This window comes from Trueperaceae bacterium (assembly GCA_002707365.1).
Classification (GTDB): domain Bacteria; phylum Deinococcota; class Deinococci; order Deinococcales; family Trueperaceae; genus UBA6957.
On sequence record PAMQ01000010.1, the window covers coordinates 107,307 to 133,411 of the forward strand.

General features: G+C 48.2%; 19 protein-coding genes, 1 tRNA gene and 2 rRNA genes. 13 read left to right on the forward strand and 9 right to left on the reverse strand.

Annotated features, from left to right (window positions below; translation table 11 throughout):
* Positions 1-35: 35 nt before the first annotated feature.
* Entirely contained in the window at positions 36-416 is a 381-nt protein-coding gene (gene mgsA, locus CMO31_04840; GenBank protein ID MAZ53329.1) for a methylglyoxal synthase, read from the reverse strand.
* 66 nt (positions 417-482) lie between these two features.
* On the opposite strand from mgsA, the gene CMO31_04845 reads away from it, so the two are divergent.
* From CMO31_04845 to CMO31_04860, 4 genes are all read left to right on the forward strand, one after another.
* Positions 483-4,088 carry a 5-oxoprolinase gene (locus CMO31_04845; GenBank protein MAZ53330.1) on the forward strand — a complete coding sequence of 1,202 codons (3,606 nt, stop codon included), beginning with the start codon at positions 483-485 and terminating at the stop codon, positions 4,086-4,088.
* A gap of 401 nt (positions 4,089-4,489) precedes the next feature.
* Positions 4,490-7,446 (forward strand): 23S ribosomal RNA (locus CMO31_04850).
* 62 nt (positions 7,447-7,508) lie between these two features.
* A 5S ribosomal RNA gene (rrf, locus tag CMO31_04855) occupies positions 7,509-7,625 on the forward strand.
* A gap of 90 nt (positions 7,626-7,715) precedes the next feature.
* A tRNA-Gly gene (locus CMO31_04860) sits at positions 7,716-7,791 on the forward strand.
* A 49-nt stretch (positions 7,792-7,840) separates the two neighbouring features.
* Here the strand turns inward: CMO31_04860 and CMO31_04865 are convergent.
* From CMO31_04865 to CMO31_04875, 3 genes are all read right to left on the reverse strand, one after another.
* The gene (locus CMO31_04865) at positions 7,841-8,467 is read right to left on the reverse strand and encodes a hypothetical protein (protein MAZ53331.1); all 627 of its coding nucleotides are present in this window, start codon (positions 8,465-8,467) and stop codon (positions 7,841-7,843) included.
* A 180-nt stretch (positions 8,468-8,647) separates the two neighbouring features.
* Positions 8,648-9,493: a hypothetical protein gene (locus CMO31_04870; protein ID MAZ53332.1), complete on the reverse strand. Its 846-nt coding sequence runs from the start codon at positions 9,491-9,493 to the stop codon at positions 8,648-8,650.
* Positions 9,494-9,540: 47 nt separating this feature from the next.
* Entirely contained in the window at positions 9,541-10,362 is an 822-nt protein-coding gene (locus tag CMO31_04875) for a hypothetical protein (GenBank protein MAZ53333.1), read from the reverse strand.
* A gap of 321 nt (positions 10,363-10,683) precedes the next feature.
* On the opposite strand from CMO31_04875, the gene CMO31_04880 reads away from it, so the two are divergent.
* The 5 genes from CMO31_04880 (at position 10,684) to CMO31_04900 (ending at position 15,177) form a co-directional block, all read left to right on the forward strand.
* Entirely contained in the window at positions 10,684-11,517 is an 834-nt protein-coding gene (locus tag CMO31_04880; GenBank protein ID MAZ53334.1) for a xylose isomerase, read from the forward strand.
* Positions 11,514-12,482 carry a dehydrogenase gene (locus tag CMO31_04885; GenBank protein ID MAZ53335.1) on the forward strand — a complete coding sequence of 323 codons (969 nt, stop codon included), beginning with the start codon at positions 11,514-11,516 and terminating at the stop codon, positions 12,480-12,482. Before CMO31_04880 ends, CMO31_04885 begins: the two co-directional genes overlap by 4 nt.
* 246 nt (positions 12,483-12,728) lie before the next feature.
* Positions 12,729-12,995, forward strand: coding sequence for a hypothetical protein (locus CMO31_04890; GenBank protein MAZ53336.1), 267 nt, complete (start codon positions 12,729-12,731; stop codon positions 12,993-12,995).
* A 247-nt stretch (positions 12,996-13,242) separates the two neighbouring features.
* Positions 13,243-13,911, forward strand: coding sequence for a pyrroloquinoline quinone biosynthesis protein PqqC (locus CMO31_04895; protein MAZ53337.1), 669 nt, complete (start codon positions 13,243-13,245; stop codon positions 13,909-13,911).
* 279 nt (positions 13,912-14,190) lie between these two features.
* Positions 14,191-15,177, forward strand: a complete 987-nt coding sequence (locus CMO31_04900; protein MAZ53338.1) for a hypothetical protein — start codon at positions 14,191-14,193, stop codon at positions 15,175-15,177.
* Between the two features lie 94 nt (positions 15,178-15,271).
* Here CMO31_04900 and CMO31_04905 read toward each other — a convergent pair whose 3' ends face one another.
* The gene (locus CMO31_04905) at positions 15,272-16,804 is read right to left on the reverse strand and encodes a hypothetical protein (GenBank protein MAZ53339.1); all 1,533 of its coding nucleotides are present in this window, start codon (positions 16,802-16,804) and stop codon (positions 15,272-15,274) included.
* Entirely contained in the window at positions 16,801-18,063 is a 1,263-nt protein-coding gene (locus CMO31_04910) for a hypothetical protein (protein MAZ53340.1), read from the reverse strand. The genes CMO31_04905 and CMO31_04910 overlap by 4 nt, the downstream gene beginning before the upstream one ends.
* A 296-nt stretch (positions 18,064-18,359) precedes the next feature.
* Between CMO31_04910 and CMO31_04915 the strand changes: the two genes are divergently transcribed.
* The 3 genes from CMO31_04915 to CMO31_04925 all read left to right on the forward strand — a co-directional run bounded on the left by CMO31_04915 (position 18,360) and on the right by CMO31_04925 (position 21,160).
* Entirely contained in the window at positions 18,360-19,199 is an 840-nt protein-coding gene (locus CMO31_04915; protein ID MAZ53341.1) for a hypothetical protein, read from the forward strand.
* Positions 19,200-19,333: 134 nt separating this feature from the next.
* Positions 19,334-20,752: an amidohydrolase gene (locus CMO31_04920; protein MAZ53342.1), complete on the forward strand. Its 1,419-nt coding sequence runs from the start codon at positions 19,334-19,336 to the stop codon at positions 20,750-20,752.
* Positions 20,753-20,839: 87 nt separating this feature from the next.
* Positions 20,840-21,160 carry a hypothetical protein gene (locus tag CMO31_04925; GenBank protein MAZ53343.1) on the forward strand — a complete coding sequence of 107 codons (321 nt, stop codon included), beginning with the start codon at positions 20,840-20,842 and terminating at the stop codon, positions 21,158-21,160.
* A 104-nt stretch (positions 21,161-21,264) separates the two neighbouring features.
* On the opposite strand, the gene CMO31_04930 is transcribed toward CMO31_04925, so the two are convergent.
* Positions 21,265-21,747, reverse strand: coding sequence for a DUF4864 domain-containing protein (locus tag CMO31_04930; GenBank protein ID MAZ53344.1), 483 nt, complete (start codon positions 21,745-21,747; stop codon positions 21,265-21,267).
* Between the two features lie 259 nt (positions 21,748-22,006).
* On the opposite strand from CMO31_04930, the gene CMO31_04935 reads away from it, so the two are divergent.
* Positions 22,007-22,978 carry a hypothetical protein gene (locus tag CMO31_04935; protein ID MAZ53345.1) on the forward strand — a complete coding sequence of 324 codons (972 nt, stop codon included), beginning with the start codon at positions 22,007-22,009 and terminating at the stop codon, positions 22,976-22,978.
* Positions 22,979-23,200: 222 nt separating this feature from the next.
* Here CMO31_04935 and CMO31_04940 read toward each other — a convergent pair whose 3' ends face one another.
* Positions 23,201-24,193: an iron ABC transporter substrate-binding protein gene (locus CMO31_04940; protein ID MAZ53346.1), complete on the reverse strand. Its 993-nt coding sequence runs from the start codon at positions 24,191-24,193 to the stop codon at positions 23,201-23,203.
* A 156-nt stretch (positions 24,194-24,349) separates the two neighbouring features.
* The gene (locus CMO31_04945) at positions 24,350-26,086 is read right to left on the reverse strand and encodes a hypothetical protein (GenBank protein ID MAZ53347.1); all 1,737 of its coding nucleotides are present in this window, start codon (positions 26,084-26,086) and stop codon (positions 24,350-24,352) included.
* Between the last annotated feature and the right edge of the window lie 19 nt (positions 26,087-26,105).

Consider the following 26,105-nt stretch of genomic DNA (forward strand, 5'->3'; position numbering starts at 1 on the left):
GCGCCCCTCAAAAAATAACTACAAAGCCTCTAGATTTATCCTCCAAGTTGTTCCACCAACCACTCGATGATGGCTTCTGCCGTTCCTAAGTTGGTGGCTAGCGGTACCACGTGAACATCACAAATTCGCATGAGTGCAGAAACGTCGGGTTCATGTGGTTGGGCGGTTAAAGGGTCTCGGAAGAAAATCACAGCCAGTACAAGACCCTCAGCAATACGGGACCCAACCTGCAAGTCTCCGCCTTCCGGGCCACTCAGGAGCCGCTCAGCTTGGAGTCCGGCTTTATCTTTCAATACGGAACCTGTGGTGCTCGTAGCGATAAGAGGAAAACGTGCCAAAACATCAGCATGATCTTTAGCGAATACAGCCAGATCTAGTTTTTTCTTGTCATGGGCAATAAGAGCCACCGACTTCAAANTCTCACTCATAACTCTAAGTGTAGCCGGCACTCCGAGTGCCCAACGTTGGGTAAGGTGGACGTTATGCTCACGACATCGCCGGTTCGTCCTTGGCAGTTCTGGATTGATCGTGGGGGCACCTTCACCGACTGCCTTGCTCTCTCACCTGACGGTTGCCTCTCTGTCACCAAAGTTCTATCGTCCGATGACGCCCCACTGCAGGGCATCCGAAAGCTCCTGGGTCTGCCAAAAAGCGCTCCTATTCCGCGTGGTGAAGTGAGAATGGGAACAACTCTAGCCACCAACGCTCTCCTTGAACGTACCGGATGCCCCCACGGGCTGATCATCACTCGGGGATTCCGTGATCTTCTCGAGATTGGTAACCAACAGAGACAAAAACTCTTCGATGTGCGAGTGGCGAAACCATCGGTTCTCTACGATACGGTTGAGGAAGTAACCGGTCGGCATGACGCTAATGGTGAAGTGATTGAACCGCTTGACATAGAAGAAATTAACTCCTCCCTGAAGCGTCTACGTGAACGAGGATTAACAAGCCTAGCCGTCATACTCATGCACGGGTACGCCTTCCCAGAGTTTGAGATTGAAATAGCAGAACGAGCTCAGGAGTTAGGATTCCTACACGTGGCTTGCTCACACGAGGTCTCCCCAGAAATGGGATTCGCAGCTCGTGGTGACACAACCAGTGCTGATGCTTACCTCACCCCACTTCTTCTTACCTACTTGGCGAAACTGAGTGATGAATTGCCTGGAGTTGACATCCGAATGATGCAATCTAATGGCGGACTTGTTGAAGCAAGACGATTCCGGGGCCATAATGCGGTACTTTCCGGCCCTGCTGCTGGTGTTGTGGCCTGCGCGCGGATTGGACGCTGGTTTGGATACCCACAAGTCATTGGTTTCGATATGGGTGGCACCTCAACCGATGTTTCGCGTGTCGAAGACAACCTANAGTACTCCTATGAAACAGTTACGGCAGGAGTACGACTAAAAGCCCCAATGATAGACATTGAGACTGTAGCGGCAGGCGGTGGTTCAATATGCCGGTACAAATTTGGTCGTTTCACAGTCGGTCCCGAGAGTGCCGGTTCGAACCCAGGCCCTATCTGTTACGGACTTAAAGATAAAAATAAACACAGAGCGACAGAACTAACAATCACTGACATCAACCTATTTCTCGGTCGCATCCAACCTACTAATTTTCCGTTTCCTCTCTACCGCGAACCGATTAAGCATCGGCTCGCTGCTCTACAGTCTGAGCTTGCGGCAGAAGGTCAACACCTCTCCCTTGAGGACATTGCAAGAGGTTTTGTCGAAATCCTTAATCTAGATATGGCTGAAGCAGTAAAGCGCATGTCCGTAGCACGAGGACATGATGCTCAAGAACATATCCTCTGCTGCTTTGGTGGCGCGGGCGGGCAGCACGCTTGCGCAGTGGCACGTAACCTCGGAATTGATACCGTCCTAGTGCATCCCTATGCAGGCGTCCTCTCAGCCTACGGCATCGGATGCGCTGATTCCCTTTGGCAGGGATCTAGGCCTGTTGCCCGGCTGCCGCTTAGTGATGAGACGTTAGCAGCCCTCGAAAGTGACTTCCAAGCTCTTGAAACCGAGGGCCAAGATATTTTAAAAGAGCAAGGCTTCCAATCCTCTGGCCTTCGCCTAACGCGCAAACTCGACCTACGGTACTTAGGTACCGAAACAGCTATCACCATAAACGAGCCAACCGGCAAGACCTACCTTATGGCTTTTGAGAATCACCACCATCGTTTATATGGTTACGTTCGAACTGATCGCCCAGTCGAGATCCTGCAGGTTCGAGTCGAGGTCGCAGGTCTATCCGACGTTCAGCCCCCCAAACCCATTAACAACACACATAAGGAATTGAGTCCCCGAGATCGTACACAGGTAGCGTTTACGGAGGGTTGGTTTGACACTCCGATATACTCTCGCGAAGATCTCCAGGCNGGTCATAATCTTGTTGGCCCCGCTATAATCCTCGAATCAATTGGAACTGTACTGGTCGAACCTGATTTTCGCGCTCGTGTTGACGAACACAACAATCTGATTCTTGAGCGGCACTGTNACGCCCCAGCCAGGCGGGAGTTAACCACTAGTAAGGACTTAAATCCAGTGGCGCTTGAGTCCTTCAATTACCTTTTCATGTCGATTGCTGAACAGATGGGAACAGTCCTACGACAGACGTCTGTGTCAACTAACATCAAAGAACGACTCGACTTTTCTTGTGCTCTTTTTGATGAAGGAGGTAACCTCGTCGCGAATGCTCCCCACATGCCTGTTCATTTAGGTGCAATGGGTGAGAGTGTTCGTGCAGTCATCGACCGTTGGGCCACAATGACACCAGGAGACGTGTACGTTACAAATGATCCTTATGCTGGTGGGTCGCATCTACCTGATCTCACCGTAGTAACACCAGTTTTTGAGGAGTCCAATCTCCGATTTTTCGTAGCGAGTCGTGCTCATCACGCTGATGTTGGAGGGGTTTCGCCTGGTTCTATGCCCGCTTTTTCTACCACCCTTGCCGAAGAAGGCATCCTCCTTAACTGCATCCGTCTTGTAGTTGCGGGTGAATTCGACGAGATGCGCTTCCTCAACCTGTTCTCAACTGGTCGTTATCCTGTGCGCAACCTATCAGACAATCGCGCTGATCTCGAAGCTCAGCTGGCAGCGAACAACACGGGAGTGAGGCTCCTAATAGAACTAGTCGACCACTATGGTTTGGATACAGTCCTTACCTACATGAAATTCATACGTGATAACGCAGCCAATAGTGTCCGAAAGGCACTTGCACAACTTAGTGACGGCAAATTTGAGTTTACTGATCAAATGGATGATGGTACCGCAGTAGGGGTTACGTTGCTTATTGATGGCGAAAGAGCAGTAATTGATTTCGGTGGTACTGGTACTGAAAGCAAAGGAAACCTTAATGCCCCACCAGCCGTGGTCCGAGCAGCTGTTCTCTACGCTCTGCGTTGCCTAGTTGACGAAGTGATTCCCCTAAACGATGGTTGCCTAGAGCCAATAGAAATGATAATTCCAGATCCAAGCCTGATTAGCCCTAGGCCGGGTCGTGCTGTTGCAGGCGGAAACGTTGAGACCTCACAACGTCTTGTAGATGTTTTACTAGCTGCTTTTGACCTGGCTGCTGCCAGCCAAGGCACCATGAACAACGTTACCTTTGGTAACGACACTTTCGGTCATTATGAAACCATCTGCGGTGGTGTAGGTGCCGCGCCCGGCTATCCTGGTGCATCTGCCGTCCACACGCACATGACTAACACCCGCATTACTGACCCAGAGATTCTAGAGACCCGCCATCCCGTTCGTCTGCTCGAATTTGGTATCCGTCGAGGTTCTGGTGGTGCGGGCCGATGGGTTGGTGGCGATGGCGCGATCCGCCAGTATCAATTCTTGCAAGACCTTGAGGTCTCGTTACTAACGCAACGTCGTTCCACACAACCATTCGGCCTCAAGGGCGGTGAGCCAGGGCAGGCAGGTAACAACATTCGCGTGAAAATTGACGGTAAACATGAGGAGCTCGCAGGTGTTGATGGATACTACGCTAAGGCGATGGAGAAGTTGATCGTGATGACACCAGGAGGAGGTGGTTACGGCCCTCCTCTGCCTGAAGATGAAACCCAACAAAGTTAACTAAAAAGCCAGATTCCTCAACACAAAAAGACCTTATCAAATGCTTTGGGTAAATTTTGGTTTGGAGGGCCGCCAGAGTCCGTGGACTAGCGATTTGCTCATTATTTCGACCACTTTTTCCGGTGTGTGTTTTTTTGCTGAATCTTCTATTTTCANCGCCCTTGACAGCCTTAATCACCCAGGTGTACACTCGCTTTTGCTGCTCTTTTGGAGCAGTGTGTACATTGACAGAAGAATAGGAGAGCAAGAGCATCCTGTTATATATGCGCGATTCGTCGTCTATGACGTCGAAAAGTGCTAGTAACACAATCGGGTATTAACCCGATAATGTAGTAACACGAGTCGGGTATTAACCCGATATGCGTGTCTGAACAACACTCTTACATTTTTAGAAAAAAAGAAGGTTAAGTTATTAAGGGCACACGGTGGATGCCTTGGCAGTCGAACCGATGAAGGACGTGGCTACCTGCGATAAGCCTCGGTAAGCTGGAAGCAAGCTTTGACCCGAGGATGTCCGAATGGGGAAACCCACCAGAGCGAACCTCTGGTACCTTGCACTGAATACATAGGTGCATGGAGGGAACCCAGGGAACTGAAACATCTAAGTACCTGGAGGAAAACAAAGAAAACTCGATTCTCTTAGTAGTGGCGAACGAAAAGGGAATAGCCCAAACCGCCCCCTTCGGGGAGCGGGGTTGTAGGACCGACAATAACGGGACCCGAACGTCTAGCNGAAGCGCACTGGAAAGGCGCGCCAGAGTAGGTGATAGCCCCGTAGGCGAAAGACGTGGAGGCCCAGTCGGCACCTGAGTAGCTCGAGTCACGTGGAACCTCGAGTGAATCCACGGGGACCACCCCGTAAGGCTAAATATTACGACTGACCGATAGTGAACCAGTACCGTGAGGGAAAGGTGAAAAGTACCCCGTGAGGGGAGTGAAATAGTACCTGAAACCGTGTGCTTACAAGCAGTCACAGCCCTATGCATGGTCCTTCGGGATCTGAATGGGTGGTGGCGTGCCTATTGTAGCATGATCCTGCGACTTACTGGCAGTGCCAAGTTTAAGCCGTTTAGGCGAAGGCGTAGCGAAAGCGAGTCTTAATAGGGCGACAAAGGCGCTGTTAGTAGACCCGAAACCGGATGAGCTAGCCATGGCCAGGTTGAAGCTTCCGTAACAGGAAGTGGAGGACCGAACCCGTTGAGGTTTAAAACTCTTGGGATGAGCTGTGGTTAGGAGTGAAAAGCTAACCGAATCCGGAGATAGCTGGTTCTCCCCGAAATAGCTTTAGGGCTAGCCTCGGGGGTTTACCAATGGCTGTAAAGCACTGATTGGGCTAGGGGGCCTACCAGCTTACCAAACCCTGTCAAACTCTGAATGCTATTGGTCCATACCCCGGGAGTCAGTCTATGGGAGCTAACTTTCATAGACGAGAGGGAAACAACCCAGACCGCCAGTTAAGGTCCCAAAATCGTGACTAAGTGGAGAAGGATGTGGAGATGCAAAGACAGCTAGGAGGTTGGCTTAGAAGCAGCCATTCCTTGAAAGAGTGCGTAATAGCTCACTAGTCGAGCGTCTCTGCGCCGAAGATGATCGGGGCTAAGTCATGTACCGAATCTGCGGCAGGGCGGAACTTTAGGGTTCCGCACTGGGTAGGGGAGCGTTCCGTAGGCCGTTGAAGCGCTACCGTAAGGAGGCGTGGAGGTATCGGAAGTGCGAATGCAGGAATGAGTAACGATAAGAAGGGTGAGAATCCCTTCCGCCGAAAGCCTAAGGGTTCCTNAGCAAGGGTCGTCCTCTCAGGGTTAGGCGGGACCTAAGGCGAGGCCGAAAGGCGTAGTCGATGGACAGCAGGTTAATATTCCTGCCCCACTTTCGTGGAGTGATGGGGTGACGCATTAGGATAGGCCAACCGGAGCCATGGCTGAGCCCGGCGGCGTGCGAAGCTCGGAGGGATAGGAAAATCCGCCCTCCACATAGAGTGACGTACGTCGGGAAGGCCCTACGGGGCTGATAACTGGTTGAATCCACGGTGCCAAGAAAAACCTCTAAATGTTGAAGCGAGAGTGCCCGTACCAAAACCGACACAGGTGGGCGAGTGTAAGAGCACTAAGGCGCGCGAGAGAACTCTGGTTAAGGAACTCTGCAAAATGGCCCCGTAACTTCGGGAGAAGGGGTCCCGCGTGTAGGGTTAGCAATTATGCAAAGCCCGAAGCGGGCACAGTGAATTGGCTCTAGCGACTGTTTACCACAATCACAGCACTCTGCAAACCCGAGTAGGGGAAGTATAGGGTGTGACACCTGCCCGGTGCCNGAAGGTTAAGGGGAGCGGTGCAAGCTGCGAACTGAAGCCCCGGTGAACGGCGGCGGTAACTATAACCGTCCTAAGGTAGCGAAATTCCTTGTCAGGTAAGTTCTGACCTGCACGAATGGTGTAACGACTGGAGCGCTGTCTCAACCAGAGACTCGGTGAAATTGAATTGGCTGTATAGATGCGGCCTACCCGCAGCAGGACGAAAAGACCCCGTGGAGCTTTACTACAGCTTGGTATTGGCGTTTGGATTGATCTGTGTAGGATAGGTGGGAGACTGTGAAGCGTGGCCGTTAGGCTACGTGGAGTCAATGGTGAAATACCACCCTGATTAGTTCGCACGTCTAACCTTCGTCCGTTATCCGGATGGGGGACAGTGCTAGGTGGGTAGTTTGACTGGGGCGGTCGCCTCCTAAAGTGTAACGGAGGCGCACAATGGTTCCCTCAGCACGGTCGGAAATCGTGCATAGAGCGTAAGGGTATAAGGGAGCTTGACTGCGAGACGTACATGTCGAGCAGGTACGAAAGTAGGTCCTAGTGAACCGGTGGTTCCTTGTGGAAGGGCCATCGATCAACGGATAAAAGTTACCCCGGGGATAACAGGCTGATACCGCCCGAGAGTTCACATCGGCGGCGGTGTTTGGCACCTCGATGTCGGCTCGTCTTATCCTGGGGCTGGAGAAGGTCCCAAGGGTCCGGCTGTTCGCCGGTTAAAAAGGCACGCGAGCTGGGTTCAGAACGTCGTGAGACAGTTCGGTCTCTATCCGCTGTGGGCGTAGGAAAGCTGAGGAGAGCTGTTCCTAGTACGAGAGGACCGGAATGGACACACCTCTAGTGTCTTAGCTGTCGCACCAGCGGCATATGTTAAGTAGCTATGTGTGGAACGGATAAGCGCTGAAAGCATCTAAGCGCGAAGCCGACTCCAAGATGAGCTTTCCCACCTCCTTGTGAGGGTAAGACCCCCGGAAGACTACCGGGTTGATAGGCTGGAAGTGTAAGCGCAGCAATGTGTTTAGCTGACCAGTACTAATAGGTCGAGGACTTAACCTTTTTTGGACTAATTCCTCAGATACGCGTTGCTCTAGATCTCCTATTCCTGTCACTATTTTTTTCTCCGTGCTCATAGCGGCGTGGATCCACCCGATCCCATCCCGAACTCGGAAGTTAAGCACGCCAGCGCCGATGATAGTTGGGGGGCAGCTCCCTGCGAAAGTAGGACGGTGCGGGGGATTATTTTCTAAAGGTGTTGAAGGTATCGTCTGTAATGGTGATACCTTCACTTGCCTATTATGATGTTTATGTGGCTGACTGATTTGTTTGCGGGAGTAGCTCAGCTGGTAGAGCACCACCTTGCCAAGGTGGATGTCGAGGGTTCGAATCCCTTCTCCCGCTCCATTGATCTAGTGAAGTGAGAGTCCGAGGGCTTTCAACTCGACCGACCGGCCTACAGAACTTGCCGATCCTTATGGCTAATAAGCTTTTCGAGGTGATTACGACGAGTGGGATTCGTCATGCCTAGTGCTAGCTCGGACCAGATCTCCCGCTCCTGATTAGTAGCGTAGTGAGGTCGGAATCCAGCGTCGAGATACAGCGAGATTGCTGGGAGGCGTTTTGATTGCGTTTCGAGGTAGGCACGGTCATAGTGTCGTGATAGTACTTCGAGCGTGCCAGTTAAAGAGGCTTTAGCCAGCCCTAGTCGCTGGAACGCAGGTCTGATTGCTACCCAGTGGATTAGGCCATAGTACTTTTGTTCAAACCGTCGGTACCAGGCGCCAATGGTGCCGACCTCATGCCCGCCAGGTTCTAGAACGAGGAACACCCTCTGCCAGGCAGTTTTGAGGTCGTCACCAAACTGCTCGAGAAAGTACCCAGGTTTGATGGTGAAGTAAGGCTCAGTTTCTTTCTGGATCTCGTCCCATAGCTTCTCGTCACCCGGACCCATAGGCCGCATCGTATATCCCGGCGGGAAGGTCCATCGTGGAAGGTTATCAAGATTTTCACGAATCATCCATAAAGAGTGGCCAGCGGGACCAGGATTGAGAGGATGCTGTGACGATTGGTCAGTAGACATGATTACCCGGAAAGTATAGTGGAATCATTTTGGTGCATGGACGGCAACAAGTCAATACCTTTCTGGTTGTCAATAAGTATCGATCGCATCTTCGGAGTTTTGTTTTTCAGAAATTATCTTTTAGAGGTTGCACTGGATTCTCAACTAGACTCTGGATCCAGCATCTGGTTGAGAGGGCGTCTATGTGATTGCCCGGCGGTATTCGTCTGCATCCCATCCGGGGTACTGGTCTTCTAGTAGCTTCAAGGTTTGTTCAGTGTAGTAAGGATGTCCTGCTGGTGGGAAACGCCAGAGCTGGCGCTCAGCTGCAGTTAAACCACCAATGAACTTTTGGAATACGGGCGTATTTTCCCCAAGCTGCGTATAGTTTATTAAGCCCTCCCAGTAGTGATCAGCGCGACCGAAGCCATAGCCGAAAGTAAATCGCTGGCCGTCCTTGCGAGCATAAGCACTAGCGCTATGCAAAGAAAAATTAGTGAATACGCAAAGAGTTCCACCTTTACAAACAAGCGGAATGCATTTCGTCATATCACGCCCATATCGTTTAGGGACTAGCCTTAACGGCGCTTGGTCCTCTTCGACGTCCTCAAGGTGAATCCAAAAGCCGATTTGACCAAACTCTCGTAGGTCTTCAGTAACAGGTAATAACGAGTTGTTTCCATTGTCAATGTGTAAGTTGGAATCATCGAAACCAATTCCTCCTCTACTGTGGCCCGGGTAGCGGGCGATTAGGCAGCCAACCCGCATGTGAATATCTTGCGTCTTAAGCCATTTTCGCGCGAATTTGATACTTTCCGGATTCATGGTGGCACGGTACAAATCAAGCTCTTCGTGAGGAAAACACTTAAGTAGACTATGGCCTGCCTGATCCTGCGGAATATCGTCCTTAATTTGCTCGTAGGTTGGCAGGACGCGCCGTTGCGCCGCTTGTAGTTTTGTCAGTTCGTCGCCACTAATAAAGTCAGGGACAATAATAAAACCTTCGTGATCGAGTTCTTCAATATGCGCGTCAGTTAATCTACTCATTGGTTTCGTCCCTTCAAAAATTAGAACAAAAATTTTATTGGTCTAAATCAACCATACGCCATCTCCGGGTGCTTACCGAGAACACGTAACAGTCTTTCATTAGCACCCTCAAGGACGTAATCCGGCAAGTGATAGTTAAGGTAGGGCCAGAAGCGTTGAGCAACGAACCGTTGCCCATATACTTGGTGAAACAAATAGCGTATCCGATTTGAGGTATTTGGAGCGGCTCGGTGCCAGGTCTGACTACTGAGCAAGTACAGATCACCAGCTTCCATTAGTAGTGATGTAGGGCCATGGCCAGCAAAACTTGGATTATCCGGGTCGTTGGGTCTTCTCCCTGAGTAATGACTGCCCGGAACAATTTGACTTGGCCCGTAACGATCCTCGTGTTGATCTGTGAGGGCAATTTGGAAGGACATCCTAAAAACAGGCATTCGTAACCGGCGGTCATGACCTTCTATATTTTTTTCGGTAATTGGGAATTCTAAACTATCGTCCACGTGAAACCGATTAATACCAAGGTCGCTACGGTTTAGGATGCACCCCTGGGCTATGCAGTGGCATTCAGAACCCAACACGGTTTCAGCAATAGAGATTATTGGCTCTCTAACAAGGAGGTCGCGGAATAAACGGTCGCATTCGAACAGTCTGTGTACGACAATAGGGTCCCCACCATCACTAGACTGTAAGTTCTTCACGTTACGCATCTCAGAAAAATACGGTTCTGAAAAAATCTGATCTACCCGGTCACATATTTGTTGGCACTCTTCACGCGAAAGAACGTTACGAATAATCGTTGCCCCGTTCTCGTAAAAGTCCTCGAGGATTGGTTGGATCTCTTCGTCTGTTAATGGTTCTTGCCGGGCCATGGTTTCTCCCTACCGTATCCAAGCTGCCTTCGCTTGATACTACCGTGATCCTTATCGCCTATTCAGAAGATTTAATTATGGTTTTAGATTAAGTAGGCTATTTTCAGCATCCGAGATGATAAAAGAGTTACCTCGGTGAGTCATAGGTATCAGTTCGATACTCTGCAGCTGGTATTTACCTCTTACATCTTTCTATAACCCCGATTGGGGTTTCAACAGGCCCTTGCGGGCGTTGGTTAACTTAAAAAATAGATTAACTTAGAGTTAATAAGCCAATAGAATGGACTCTACTCCGATAAGCCGTATAGAGAAAGGATAAACATGAGATTAGGTGGCCCGATATTAGAAAAATTTGAAACTCCAGACAAATGGATTCAAGCAATTTCTGCCCGGGGGTACCGAGCATCATTCTGTCCTATCCAACCTGGTGCCCCCACTGATGTAATAAGAGAGTTAATAGAGGCTGCTAATAAAGCAGATATTGTGATTGCCGAAGTTGGGGCTTGGAGTAGCCCCCTTAGTTCAGATTCCGCAACCCGAGTTGCTGCACTGAGGAAGTGTAAGGATTCACTTGCGTTAGCAGATGAAATTGGGGCTCGCTGTTGTGTAAATATTGCCGGATCCCGGGGTGAACCATGGCACGGACCGTTCGCTGCCGACCTTACCAAAGAGACATTCGAAATAATTGTGGAAACCGTGCAAGAGATAATTGATGATGTCGCACCAATCCGCACATGCTACGCCTTGGAGTCTATGCCTTGGATGTACCCGGACTCTACTGAATCCTATCTTGCCCTGCTCAAGGCTATAGATCGACCGAATTTCGGTGTGCACTTCGATCCAGTGAACCTGATTAATAGCCCCCAAAGATACTTTGGTAATACGGCAATCATTAAGGAATTTGTCGAAAAACTTGGGCCACACATCAAATCGTGCCATGCAAAAGACATTATGCTTCAACCAGGAGTAGCTGTGCATCTTGAAGAAGTAAGGCCCGGATGTGGACAACTTGATTACCAAACCTTTTTGAGAGAAATAGCAAAACTTCCAGAATACACGCCAGTCCTAATGGAACATCTTCCTAATGAAGAAGAATACGCCTTAGCAGCAAATCACATTCGTGGAATTGGGGAATCTTTGGAGCTCGTCCTATGAAAATTTCCGAGGTAACGGTTACCCGACGAGAAATGGCAGAACTGTTACCAAGCGAACCTCCGGGATCCTTGGGGCCTGAAGAGATCAGAGGACGTACCCTCGTGTCACTAGTAAGCCCAGGGACTGAGATTCAAGCTTACCTTAGTGACAGTCCAAGTACACCTGGTTATGCAGCTGTCTTTATAGCTGAAGAGATTGGATGTAACGTTGAAGGGATAAACCGTGGTGAACAACTATTCTGTATGGGTGGCCACCGAAGTTTGCAACAACTTCCGTCTAAAAGTGTTGTTCGGGTTCCTGAAGGATTAACACCCGAAGAAGCTGTTCTTGCTCGCCTGATGGGTGTGACTATAACGACGTTAATGACAACCTTAGCTCGTCCAGGAGATGTGGTTGTCGTAACTGGCGCAGGGCCGGTAGGTTACCTCTGTGCTCATCTATTTTCAATCTCCGGTTATGAAGTTTTGGTTGTTGAACCAAACACTGAGCGTTGTAGGATCGCGATTGAATCTGGTCTGGAGAAGGTATTTGCCTCAGTACCAGAAAACGATAAGATCAACGGCAGCGTTGCACTGGTTGTTGATTGCTCAGGACACGAACAGGCGGTTTTGGATGGGGCTAGGATTGTCCGAAAAGGAGGCGAGATCGTCCTTGTCGGAGTTCCCTGGTCACAAAGAACCAACCTCACGGCACATGAACTTCTGCATTTGGTATTCCACAAATACGCTGTGCTTCGTAGTGGCTGGGAATGGGCGCTTCCGCACCATGCGTCTGGTTTCCAACCTCATTCCATATATGGAAGCTTCCGATTAGCATTACGTTGGTTAGCAGATCAGAGAATTCCATGTGAAGATATCATCACCTTACACACACCAGAGAACGCACAGGATCTTTACCAAGGGCTTCATCACGGTTCGCTAGAAGGACTTTTTCAGATTTTTGATTGGCGGAATCATAACCAGTAAAGGTGCCAACAAGGGAATGAGCAGCCCAGATTGATGCTTTAGGCTAAATCACCTCAAAAAAACCATCTTTATTTCTAGTTGTAGTTGATTGGTTCGTCCCTTTATATGTTTGGACGCGAGTTGAGCAACGCGGTGTAAGCCAACGTACAAAAGTACAGATAGCCGAAGAGCTTCTTGCTTGATTCAGATGATTTGGTAAAGTTAATTCGGATATAAAAATTCAATTGCATTAGGAGCTGTCTAACAATGAGTATTACCGTACTAATTTCGGTCAAAATCAAAGATTTCGAGAATTATAAAGCTGCTTTCGATTCCAATGCTAGCGCTAGAGAAGAGGTAGGTATTAGTGGTCGTGCATATCGAAATGCTGATGATCCGAACCATGCCATTGTAATAGCTACAGCCCCCTCGAAAGAAGTATTTGTTGGGTTCTTTGCCAACCCAGATTTGAAGCAGATCCAGCAAAAAGCTGGTGTTCTTAGCCCCCCTGAAATAACATTCTTATCGAGCTAACCGACCATATCAACCCACTTTCACTTGTTGTCGAAGTGTAGTTGATCAGAAGGCCCTGTGGAGCAGGTCTTGCTGGCGAGATGGTACAGGTAAGTAAATATTAGAGGTTCGCCTGTTAAAGGATGCGGCTGCTCGGGGCTCTATTTGATAAAATGAATCATCTGCTACTGCTACCACCCGGCCAGCATGCTTGGGCGTAGGAGTGACGGTAATTTGTACGATTTTTAAAACTAAAGGAGGAAAACCGATGTTTTCAAAAAGACTAAACGAGCAATTAGATGAATATCACTTGCTCAAACACCCTTTTTATAAGGCCTGGAACGAAGGAGAGTTGACCAGAGAGGTTATTAAGGATTATGCAGAACAATACTACCAGCATGTAAAGGCATTTCCTCGGTATATTAGTGCTACTCACTCATTATGCGAAGATTTAGATAAAAGAAAAATTTTGCTAGAAAATCTGCAAGATGAAGAAAAGGATGGGGCGGATCACCCCAAATTATGGAAAAACTTTGCAGCGGCAGTGGGCGCTGATATTACGGAAATAGAAACAGTTGAAAAAGAAGAATTTACAGCCGGAATGATCGAAAATTTCTTTAAACACGGAAGATCAAGTTATGCCGAAGGGCTAGCATCACTGTATTCATACGAAAGGCAGATACCAGAGATCGCAGATACCAAAATTCGAGGTCTAAAAAATCATTACGGGGTTTCGTCAGAAGAAGGCCTTGAATTTTTCGAAGTTCACAAGGAAGCTGATATTCTTCATAGAAAAGCGTGTGAAAAGCTACTTGATGCACTATCCGAAGAAGAACAAGAAAAAGCAGAAATTTCAGCACTATCGACAGCCAAATCTTTATGGGGGTTTTTGTCAGGAATTGCTGAAAAACATAACCTGCCCGCACAGAACAACTAAACGCTAAGGGCTTACATAATTAAAAATGACAACGTTATCTTTGTGCATTCTTTCAAAGAAACTTAGGATGACGTTGTCATTATTGTCTTGTTATTAGCTTGGGTGGAATACCGTAAGAACTAAATTTAGTCGAGAAAACCTAAAACAAAATGGTCGTAGCACAATAATTTATGCTACGACCAACCCTATTGACAATCATGCTGAGTGTGATCATGCTGAAGGTAGTTGAGCCGGTATCTGGTCATTAAAGATAAGAATTGAAAAGTGGTGCTATACAGAATGGGTCTAAAGCTAAGAATTATTATCCCCCTCATGCTGCTTGGGACTCTAATCGTTGTTCTATTCTGGCTAATATTTAATAAACCCCAACTTCAACAGGAAAATGTTGAGTCAAAGTTAGAAGTGACAACTGTGAAGCCCAGTGGTTCGCCAGTTGCTGAAATCAGCTTTCAAATTCATGGGAGTGATCAAGTCCGTGGTGCAGTTGAAAGCGATTACAACTTCGCAGTACCTGTCGCACTCTATTTCGATGGCGGCAACTCATCGGATCCAGATGGTGATGAGTTATCGTATTCCTGGAAGCTTAATGATATTCCTGTGGGTAGTACAGCTCGGTTCAAACCATCAACTAACTTCCGTAATTTCTTCTTTGCTGACCTGGAAGGCACTTACGTGGTTTCTTTGACGGTTAGTGACGGGAACCTAACAAACGAAAAAACCGTGATTTTAACCACTTATACTGCCACGCCTGAACTGGATGTGACCTTCAACAGCACGGCAAGCTCTACCGATCAGAAAGAAAATAATCTAGCGAGAAATGAAGAGGTTGAACTTCCAAACATCGACGAGGGGGGACTCGGCTTCGATACTTCATTAGCTTTAAAGAGTTTTAATGAAAACTGCTCCATATGTCACAAGAGTACCGGCTTGGGAGACCCTGGAAACTTCCCACCATTAGTTGAGCACGCAGCTAACCTCTTTAATATTGAGGGTGGCCGGGAGTACCTCATACTCGTTCCGCTCTACGGTTTACAAGGACCAATCGATGTCCTTGGCGAGAACTACAACGCCTGGATGGCCAGGAGAAAAATGGTTTCTGACGATAAGATTGCTTTAGCACTCAATCACGTTGTGACTTCCTGGGGGAACCTAGACCGTCTGGATGGATTTTTGCCTTATAGCCCTGAAGAGGTGGCGAAACTTCGCGGACAGGGACTCACGCCCATCGAAGTGCACCTTCTACGACAGAAACTTGAATTGCCTTGATTAGTCTAACGGATTTTAGGTAAATAACTTACCCAGTAATCATGTAAAGGTAGTAGCGCAAGAATCGAAAGATCACATAAGAACTTAAGAAAAACTATTTAAGAATTAATGGAACACCAAGCACTTCAGAGCTTTGTGGAAAAAAAGGCTGTTTGAGGCGCTTAAAATTGACCTTTAGCACGCTGGCTGGTGTCGGCCCTGGAGTATCTAAAATGTAAATTGCACGGGCGACCTTTCCATAAACTTGTCTATAATTCATTGGGTTTTTAGCGACGATGTACAGGCAGTTCCTCGGGTCAACACCCATCTCCACCCACTGCTCATCCCGCCAGTCATAACTACCATAACTGGTGATTAGCACCGTTATGGATCCTATCTGCAGAAGGGCTGAGGGCCCCATCCCACCTACTGTGCCGTCAAAAATCCCACCCTTGTAGGTGAAGTGACCATCACTTAAACGAATGACCGTTCCTGTTACGGTTATTGGCTCGCCCCAGCGAGCGTCAAGCTTATGACCAAGAGTAAAAGTTACCTCGGTCGTTGTACCAGCAACGTGGCAAGTTGCTGCAGCCTCCGGGTCAACCACCGGCACTAACGCATAAATAGATTCAGGTGAATGCTGCCGTTGTGCATCTAAGAGAGCAACAAGTGTAGCTACGCTGTCCCCTGCTGCTCCACCACCACAACAGTCGGCCGTTTCAACTAGCACTATCGGACTATTGGTTTTGTTAGGTGATTTTACTAAAAGCCTCAGACTGTCTTTGATCGCTTCTTGTGGTGTCCAAGTATTTGGTTCGAAATCGTTACGAAGATCCCAATAAGCTTCTGCTACCTCATTAGCCATACGGGCAGCTAGCTCCGGCGCATTGTTAGTTACTACGATTGCACCGCTTCCCATTTGCGGTTGGTCCAGATAAGGGTCGACTAGGATAGCGCTTGTCGAAATTACCTCGGGATGGATTTCTAATGACTTGGTCATGCGCATTATTTCTGCAAAGGGATCATTACCAGTCGTGGCTCCCCGAATAGCACCAGTAATTACAGGCACTAACGCCGCAACCATAGTGGGCTGATACCGTCCAATCATGGTGTCTACCAGGATGTGAGCTCCGCGTTGTCCTGTGGTGTAAGCATCCGCATGAGGGTAGGTTTCCCATGCCACAAGAGCATCAGCATCTGACACCATTGCCTGGGTTATATGTGCGTGCAGATCAAGCGTGGCGACGATTGGTACGTTAGGACCCACTAAGGCACGTATGTGGGTGATTAAGTCACCCTCAAGGTCGGACCCTCCACCGGGGCCAGCAAAGACGGCAGCACCGTGAAGTGGAAGAAGAACCCCGGCTACCGGTAGCATTGTCCGCAGTGCCGATAACAGCTCCTTCCTAAGGTCCGAATAACATTCGCTTGTGAGAACTCCTCCAGGAGGACAGCTTGCCCACAACAGGGGAATTGGAGTGCATGCTCGTTCTTTAAGGACGTCAAGCATCCCCCCCAACGCTCCACTATCAACAGACAGGAGTTCTTTACCTCGGCGTAGTTCATGGCGTTCGAAATCATTAATGTTGATCGGTAAGCCACCAAGCTCGTTGCACTCAGTAAAGATAGCTCCAACAGCTACCCTCAAGCCTCGCCATCTCCTTCGATATAAGGTAAAGCCTTAGGGAAGTTCTGTACCCCGAACATCATGTCTGAATAAACCCCGTCAGGAACATTCAACGGGTCCTTAAGCCGATATTTTTCTACTACTTCCATGTCGAGACCGATACCGAGGCCCGGACTATCACCTAAAGAGAGCTGACCATCGATTACAGACAATGTGATTCCAGCTAAAGGGTCCAATAACTTGTCAACAAAAGGGTTATTTGTCCTGTCAATCTCTACCGTAAGGCCACTCGGTAGGGCACTAACCACGTGAGCGTTAGCGATTACTGCAACAGCATCGCTCCATGAATGAGTGGCGAAACGAAGACCATGCTCGTGCGCCAAAGTCCCTACCCTACTTACTTCAGTAATACCACCACACTGGGAGGCATCAGGTTGCAGGATATCCACTGCATTCACTCGGATCAATTCACGAAACCCTTGTAAACCGAACTCGTTTTCCCCAGCCGCTAAGGGAACTGTGGTCAGGTTGCGCAGTAAAGAAAAAGCATCAATGTTTTCTGGTGCAAAAGGCTCTTCGTACCAAAATACATCATGATCAGCGAAAATGCGTCCCATCCTAACCGCTAATTCTGGATGGTAGCGCATCGAGGCATCAACAATAATCCCCTGATCAATCCCTATGGCCTTACGAACGACATGTAGAGCCTCTCTATCATAGGTTTCACTTCGAGCAAGCCTCATCTTCACGCGACGGAAACCCTGGTCTATGTAATTTATTGCTTCTCGACTTAGGTCCGCTAATTGATTTTTCCATAAAAGACCACTCGCGTAGGCAGAACAGGTTCCAGTCTGGCCACCCAAAAGTTGCCACACAGGTTTACCGGCAATTTTCCCACGAAGATCCCAAAGCGCTGTGTCTATGCCTCCTATGGCCGACATCGCTGCTCCTTTGCGTCCATACCACCGAGTCAGGCCATACATCTGTTCCCATAGATCCTCTACCTGCGTCGGATCTTTCCCGACAAGAAATGGTTCTAGCTGATCACGTACAACTATGTGAATAATGCCCGGATGTGAGTAGACTGAGCCGATACCAATCTCATCGCCATCCGTTCGGACCAAAATCAGTGTTGTGAGTCGCCCGTCACATCGCCCACCGGCATACTCGAATTGATGCTCCAAAGGGTAAGAGTGCCGTAACGTTATGGTTTCGACGCTAGAGATCTTCACATGCCCCCCAAACCCACGTCTCAATACCGTCTTTATCAGTTGTTTCATAGGAATACTTTCAATCCTATCTAGAAACAGTTTTAATTAAGACGTAGCGCCTAAAACAAGTATAGCTAACCTTTGATTGTTAGATAAAAGGTTAGCTTCAAAGTCAATTCAACAGAAGATTTCTTTACAGCGCCATGCGATAGAATAATGTGGTTGAGTATCACAACTTCTATTGTGATACCGCAAAAAATACTCGGAGAGAGACCTTTGGTGGAACCTTTCGTAATCAGGTTCCTTAAATTCCGAACTGATTCTGGAGGTAGTAATGCATTACTTTGCCAGCGGCCTGGAAGCTTATGGGTAATTACGAAGAAGTTCCTCTCATCCTTGGTGGTCACAGTTTTTTCAGCACCATGGGTAATGACCCTATTCCTAGTCCAGCCGAAGCCCGAGAAATCGTAAGTACCTGTCTCGACGCAGGAATTCGAATGTTTGACACAACTCTTTCTCCTGAAAAAGTAGCCCTTGGTAGGGCTCTTGAAGAACTAGGTCGGCGGGACGAGGCTTATCTAATCGCTTGGAATTTTTTGACGCCTATGGCACCAGCAGACAGCGCTGAGCGGCCCACTGAATTCCGGCCTGAACATCTCGACCAGCTTCTTAGCGAATTGAGAACGAATCGGATTGATGCTCTAGTCATTCACGACCTCGACACCGGCATCTCGGACAAGTATGCTCGAATGGAAGCACTGGTCATAGATTGGCAGCGGCAAGGACATATCACTGACCTGGGATTTTGGTCTCCTGACGAAACCACATTAGCTAGGTTTGAGCAACATAATCCGTTCTCATTCATGGTTCGTCCATTGAATGCCTATAATGCCGCTGAAGTCGCACCCCACTTTAAGGTTAGCCAAGAAAGCCTTGGTTGGAAAACCTATGCTTGCTCACCATTCATCCGAGGATGGTTTCTAGACAAAATGGTTGCTGAAGGGGCTGCAAGTGGTGTCAATAAGATTCAGCTTGCAGACCTACTATTGCGTTACTCCTTATTCCATCCTCATGTCGATAAAGTCATTACCGCCATTCGCAGAACGAAATGGGTTAGGCCTAACGTCAATAGTGTGCAGGCTGGCCCACTATCTGAGGATGAAAGGTTGTTGGTAGAGACATTGGTTAAAGCTGTTCAAATGTAAAAACAAGGGGAAGTTTAATGAGCAGAGCTATTCTCTTTAAAATAAGCGCATTTCAAGCTTGTGTGTAGGTAACGCAGAGGCAGTCGCTCCACTAATGATCGCAGGAGTAATCCCTAAAAAAGGCGGCTATGTATATGACGGCTGAAGAAATGATCCTCAAAAACATTAATGATCAGGAAGAAAATCTAGTCCGTCTCGCTACGGAAATCTGGAGACGGCCTGAAGTTGCCCTTGAAGAAGAATTCGCATCAGCTTTATTGGCGGGGGAGCTCGAGGCTGCCGGGTTTCACATCGAGTGGGGTGTTGGGGGGATGTCAACTGCCTTCGTGGCTCATTGGGGTAAAGGTACCCCAGTTATTGGCTATCTCGGTGAGTATGATGCGCTACCCGGTCTTTCGCAGGAGATAAACAACGAAAAGGAACCCATTCATACTGGAGGTCCTGGTCACGGATGCGGTCACAACCTGTTTGGCACTGCTTGCCTAGCATCAGTCTTAGCCCTAAAAACAGCTATGGAGGAAGGTGGTGTAAGGGGAACTATTCGTTTTTACGGGTGCCCAGCAGAAGAAACGCTAGTTGGTAAAACATTCATGGCTCGTGACGGTGTGTTCGATGATCTTGACGCTGCCCTGAGCTGGCACCCGAGCGACTCCAATATCGTTTGGAGTAATACTTCCCTAGCAATGAACTCTTTTAAGGTTTCTTTTCATGGCATTTCATCCCACGCAGGTGGGGCGCCGCACCTTGGTCGTAGTGCTCTGGATGGGGTATTGCTAATGGATGTAGGTGTCAACTACCTACGTGAGCACGTAATTCAACAGGCACGGATACACAGTGTGGTTACCAGCGGTGGTCAGGCTCCCAATGTGGTTCCTGCTTATGCGCAGGTGTGGTACTTTGTGCGCGCACCGACTCGAGACCAGGTTGAAGAGATCTATGCTCGCTTGCTGGACGTTGCTAAAGGCGCTGCCTTGATGACTGGCACCAATCACAAAGTTGAATTTGTCACTGGCTGTTACAACCTGTTGCCCAACGACACTCTGTCTGACCTCTTGCTAGCAAAGATGCAGGCGGCAGGAGGAATATACTTCACCAAGCAAGAACGAACATTCGCAAAAGCTCTACAGGATACCTTTCCCGAAGGTGCTGTTCAGAATTCCTTTAAAGCCATAAAACATAAAGCCAAAAAAGGCATATCAGAAAACGACCTTCAAAATCCACTATGGGAACATGTCCTACCTCATAAAAGCAAGTTGGAAGGAGGGAGTGGCTCTACGGAAGTGGGAGATGTTAGTTGGATTACACCAACTGGCCAAATAACTACTACTTGCTGGCCGCTCGGGACTCCGGGTCATAGTTGGCAAACGGTTGCATCTTCTGGATCCACTATTGGATTAAAAGGCATGATATTTGCTGCCAAGGGACTTGCCTTGGCTGGATGGGATCTTTTCACAAAGCCGGAACTCCTTGTCCGAGCTAAGGAAGATCTCAACGAGGCGAGCGGTGGTAAGGCATATACAAGTCCTTTGCCAAGTGGTTTAAAACCAAGTTGATTAGGTTATTTTTCCTAATCAACTTGGTTTTAAACCATCAGATCGTGAGACAATAGGTAGAGGATAACCACAGTTAGGAGTGACAACATGATTACGCAAGGCCTAGTACTTCGCCTTAAACCAGGGGCGCTCGAGGAGTATACTCGGCACCACGACCAGATCCCGACACATTGGCCAGAGCTGGAAAAAGCACTTAAAGAAAGCGGAATCATAAAGATCCACACCTTTGTCATGGAACCATACCTTTACCTTTACGCCGAGGTGATTGATCAGGAGGCGTTCCCCCGCTTATGGGATACGCCAGCACACAAAAAATGGGCCAAGGTAATGGATCCCCTCATAGAACTAGATTCGGAGCAAAAACCTGATGCTCGCTTTATGCCCCAGATCTTCACATTTAATGCCTGATTCAACTTTATCTTTCTGTGGCATAGAGTTGCGGTGGTAATGGGGAAAGTATGGGGCTTGCCCGACGTTGGTAGGGCACTAACCAACTGGGCTACCACCTTGTATTAGGTACTACTAGGTTCTGAAACGCTAAAGCGAAAAACGGTGTCAGTCATCCACATACCGGAGTATTGCCCTCCAAGTTGTTTTGACAGAACAAACATAAAACCGTGCCGGGTGCCTTCTGGTGTAGTTAGAATAACTCCCACCCGAGCTTCGTTGCCCAAAATTTCGGCCTCGCTAAATTCTGCTTGCGCGTGATACAGCATTACTCCATAGCTTTCTTTGATCATGTGAGCAAAGCGATTGACTGGACCAGTATTTCTCCGGTTACTCGGTGAGGCGAAGCTGAATGCAAGGGAAATTCCCGCATCTATATATGGATCGTCATTGCGTTGCAGAGCAGCAATCTGAATCCGTACAACTTCGATGGGTGTAAGGTCAGTAGAAGGCACGGCCAAGGAAGTAGCTACCTCTTGTTGCGCAAAGCTTAGGGTCAGAAACAAAAGAGAAGTCAATAATCTAATGCATAAGCGTAGGCATCCCATTAAAGACTAGTTTAAAGCTTTCTGGCTTTAATGGAAGACTAATTAGTGGGCTTAGGCAGCTTTCCTACCATTTACAGCCAATCAGCCTAGTGAGTTCTTTTCGGTAAAATTTGGGTAGCAACGTCACTAATAACAGATGCATGGGATAATATTGCATGTTTTATGACAAACCAAGGGTTACGGCCAAAATGGACCACCATTACAGGTTTATAAAGGAACCCACTGGTTTAGTCCGTTCAGGGAGCTTAAACCTCCAAGGATGCTGGATTTGCGTCCTCTCATAAGTCCCGAGGCCGACTCAAGGCAGCAGGTAATCCTAATGAATGAACTGACTGTTGCTTTGTTGCATTGTGATCGCCTCGATGAGAGTTTCTTTAAAGAATTACGGATAAAGTTCCAGGCACTCTTGCCTAATACCATGGGCGCCCTTTTTCTCTACCATCCTGATGATAGTGACTGCGAACTTGTTGCTACTTGGGACGTAGCAGGTCAACCAAGTGAGCCAGAGCCTTGGACTTCTAAAACAGAGGCTTTACCGTTCAACTCGGCTCAAATAGATTCTTTTGAACTGCAATGCCCACTAGTATTTCAGGGACGAGATATAGGCATATTAGGTACGACACATGTTGGTGATGCTCTTTCTAGTGACGCCAAACAAATGTTCTTAGGAGCTGCTGAAGTACTGTCCCTAGTAATTGCTAATCTTCAGTTGCGTGCTACGCTCGAGGAGCAGGTTATTAGGGACTCCTTAACTGGGATGTTTAATCGTCGATACCTTGGACAGGTACTTGACAACGAGATCCGCCATGCTAGGCGTACTGGTGAGCCAGTGTCATTAATCATCGCTGATATCGACCACTTTAAATTATTCAATGATCGTTACGGCCATGAGACTGGTGACAAAGTGCTCAAGGCGCTGGGTTGCCTTATGAACTTGACCTTTCGGGTTCGGGATATCCCCTGTCGTTATGGCGGCGAGGAATTCCTCATAGTGCTTCCGGAGACTAACCTCGTATCGGCAGCCATTAGAGCCGAGAGATTGGTTAGCCAAGTCTGTCAACTCAAGATAGAGGGTTTTAGCGGGTTAATGGATAGCCTTACGATCTCTGTTGGTGTGGCTTCTTACCCCGAGCATGGTGAGGTTGCGCAGGAGCTTATACGACGCGCGGATGATGCTTTGTACCAAGCTAAAGATCTTGGGAGAAATCGTGTGGTGCGTGCCAGCAGGTGATTTCCGTTGGGTAAGTTTGAGCGGAAAGGGTTCCGCCCTCCATAAGCCTTTTGTAATAACTTCTGATACTCAAGATTAACCCTATTAGTTGTTCTGTCCCTAGCTTGCTTCGTGAAAAAGAATCCCCCTCACTGCTAGGTGCGGAGCGGTGAGGGGGATTTATTCCTCGATCTACCTAGGCTTCGGTAACCGGTAGAAGGGGAACAAAAAGGGATTGGGAGCTTAGTCTAAAGCCCCTGTTTCCAGTAGGAGGTCAAGAGTGCCTTGAAGGTCAGATAGGTCCGACAGATCGATATCTGGGGTATCAAGATCACTAAGAGGTACGAGGCCGGGATTGGCAGGTACGCCCTCAACCAGTGGGTACTCGTTAACCGAAGATGCGAAGTGCAATTGTGAGGTGTGCGAAAGCAGGAACTCAATAAATCGGAGAGCCGTTTCACTGTTGTCGCTGCTGCTCAGAACGCCAGCGCCAGCAACGTTAATAAGGGAACCAATGTCGGCGTCAGGTAGATAGTAGTTGAGAGCAGGGAAGTCGGGATCGGTGCTCGTGAAGCGGTAAAGGTAGTAGTGGTTTACCAGTCCAAAATCGATTTCGCCCCGGCCAGCAGCGTCAACCTGAGGGGTGTTTTTGGGGTAAATCTGTGTGTCATTAGCGATCATGCCACGAATCCAATCGCCAGTTTGAGCGTCTCCGTAAATATTGCGCATGGCTGTTACGAAAGACTGGAAAGAAGCGTTAGTGGGAGCCCAACCTACCCGACCCCGATACTTCTCATCAGTTAGGTCGAAAACGCTCGCGGGATAGTCAGCTTGAGGAACCGAGGCGCCAACAACTAGAACGCGAGCTCGCCCAGTTACTCCAACCCACTGTCCACTATCGCTCCGAAAACGGGCTTCTACGTGGTTAAGAATGCCATCTGGTAGTACATCAAGAAGTAGTGCTTCGCTTACTGCCCCTAGGGCTCCTGCATCTTGCGAAAGGAATACGTCAGCTGGGCTGGCTGCACCCTCTTCGAGCAGAAGGGCTGCTAGTGGAGATGATTTGCCGTAACGGACTTCGATATCAATTCCGGTTGCGATTTCAAACGCATCGATAACGGGGCCAACGAAGGCCTCGTTACGACCAGAATAAACTGTTAGTGCCTGCGCAGTACTTGTGCCCACAAGAAAGGCAACTAGAAAGCAAAGAGATACCCTAAAGCTGGATTGTTTCATACTACATAAACTCCTTTTTTAATTCAGACTAATTTAGTATAGATTAGCCATCGAAGTGAATTTTATATATTTGGCGAGCGTATTGTCAATACCTGAGTTGCCAACTAGGGATTAGATGTTATTTCCTTACTAAATTGTTTCGCGAAGAGTACTAAATTAGTTGTATAGTTCTCGGTAGATCGCTACGGACAACATAACTTTCTGCATATACTCTCTGGTCTCTAAAGTGTCTATTTCTCTGTATAGTTCATCTTTGTCTCTGCCAACAACTGATCCTTCAAATAGTCGTTGGATATAACCTTGACCGCGGTTATACGATGCTACAGTCAACTCTAGATCATTTTCAAAGAGCTTCATTAACCAAGCTAGGTAGGTGCTACCGTACTTAATATTCAATGCTGGGTTAAATGGGTCACCTGGTTTTTCGCTTCTTAGTTCGGCAAGCCAATTCCAAGTTGAGGGTATTACCTGCATCAGGCCTTGCGCATTAGACCGAGATACTGCTTTTGGATAGAATGCAGATTCCCTACGCATTACTGCCCATATAATTGCTGGTTCAAGATTGTACTGGTTAGCTTCGATCAAGACTAACTCAGGGTAGGCCTGTGGGTAGGCTAATTTCCAAGTTCGGAGATCGGTGCTGCCTCGGGAGACAAAACTAGCAGCTTTGCGCTGGCTTTGGCGGTACTCTCCATACATTTGGAGAGCCTCACCTAAAGCGACAATCGTCGCCTCATCGTCAGAATAATTAAGGCTCAGTTTCAGCTCACCAATGGCTGACTCTATATCCCCAGCCTTTGCGAGTGCTGCTGCTAGATCGATGACCGGAGGGCGAAGATTTGGTAAATGAGAGGTTTTAGGTACATACGGAAATTTACCAACCTTGAGCCCAAAAAAAGAATCATTGGGGATTAGGGATTTCGCCCGACGGGCAGTATCCTCAAGGCTTAATCGTTGAGCCAGGATCATTGCCCGGTATGCAGCGTCGTCATTGTAGTGTGTCTCGCTTTTAGCAAGATGCAGATAGATCGGTAGTGCATCGGAATACCGATCTTTTGCTTCAAGAAGGCCAGTTGCTAGCCAGGCGTGGGGTGACCTACCGCTGAGCATCAATAGTGTCACAGCTTTGTCTACGTTACCTTCGCGATTAGCAATTAGAGCCTGACCGTAAAGAGCATTAGAACCAGTGAGGTTGAGTAACTTCCCTTTAGCTACCTCGATATTTCCGAGGTGAAAGTGTGACCAAGCCTCGCCATAGAGGGCATCAACATTACCCGGTTGTTCTGTTAGCCATCGTTCAAAGGCGTCAAGCGCGTTTTCGTGTTGACCCAGCTTTTGGTAAGAAGGACCTTCAATAGAAGGAGCTTGCAAGGTACCTAAGGCTTTTAGGGCATCTTGATATAATCTCCCCTTAAAGTAGCTGCGACTAAGATCGTAAGGGTTTGTGTGAAGTTGTTCTAAGCCTTTTCTCGCATCGGGAAGCGGAAGAGAATCTTCGTAGGCAGCCAATGCCTTCTCAGTATTACCTGACTTCTCAGCGAGCCGGGCTAACTCCAACATCAACTCCTGATTTTCCCGTCGTGCTAGAGGATCTTCAGTTCGGCGGGCCAGGGCTCGTTCAAAGTGCTCTAATCGTTCGCTTGGTTTTAAGGCTGAGGTGCGGGCAAGATCGAAAGACGCTCGAACTCCAAGAAAACCAGCGTTATTAATTGCGATAGTTGACATAGTTGCAAAGTTTTTTGCCAAATTAGCTTCTCGGTAACTTCTGTAGTCAGCGAGAATTGTGGCCTCAAAAGGATCGACATTAGAGATTTGGATAGCGGGTACACGCCTATGGCACCCAACTGTAATTAAGAGGGTGCCAACAAAGATAAAGACGAAATAGCGAAACATCGTCTCCAAAGTGTACGAA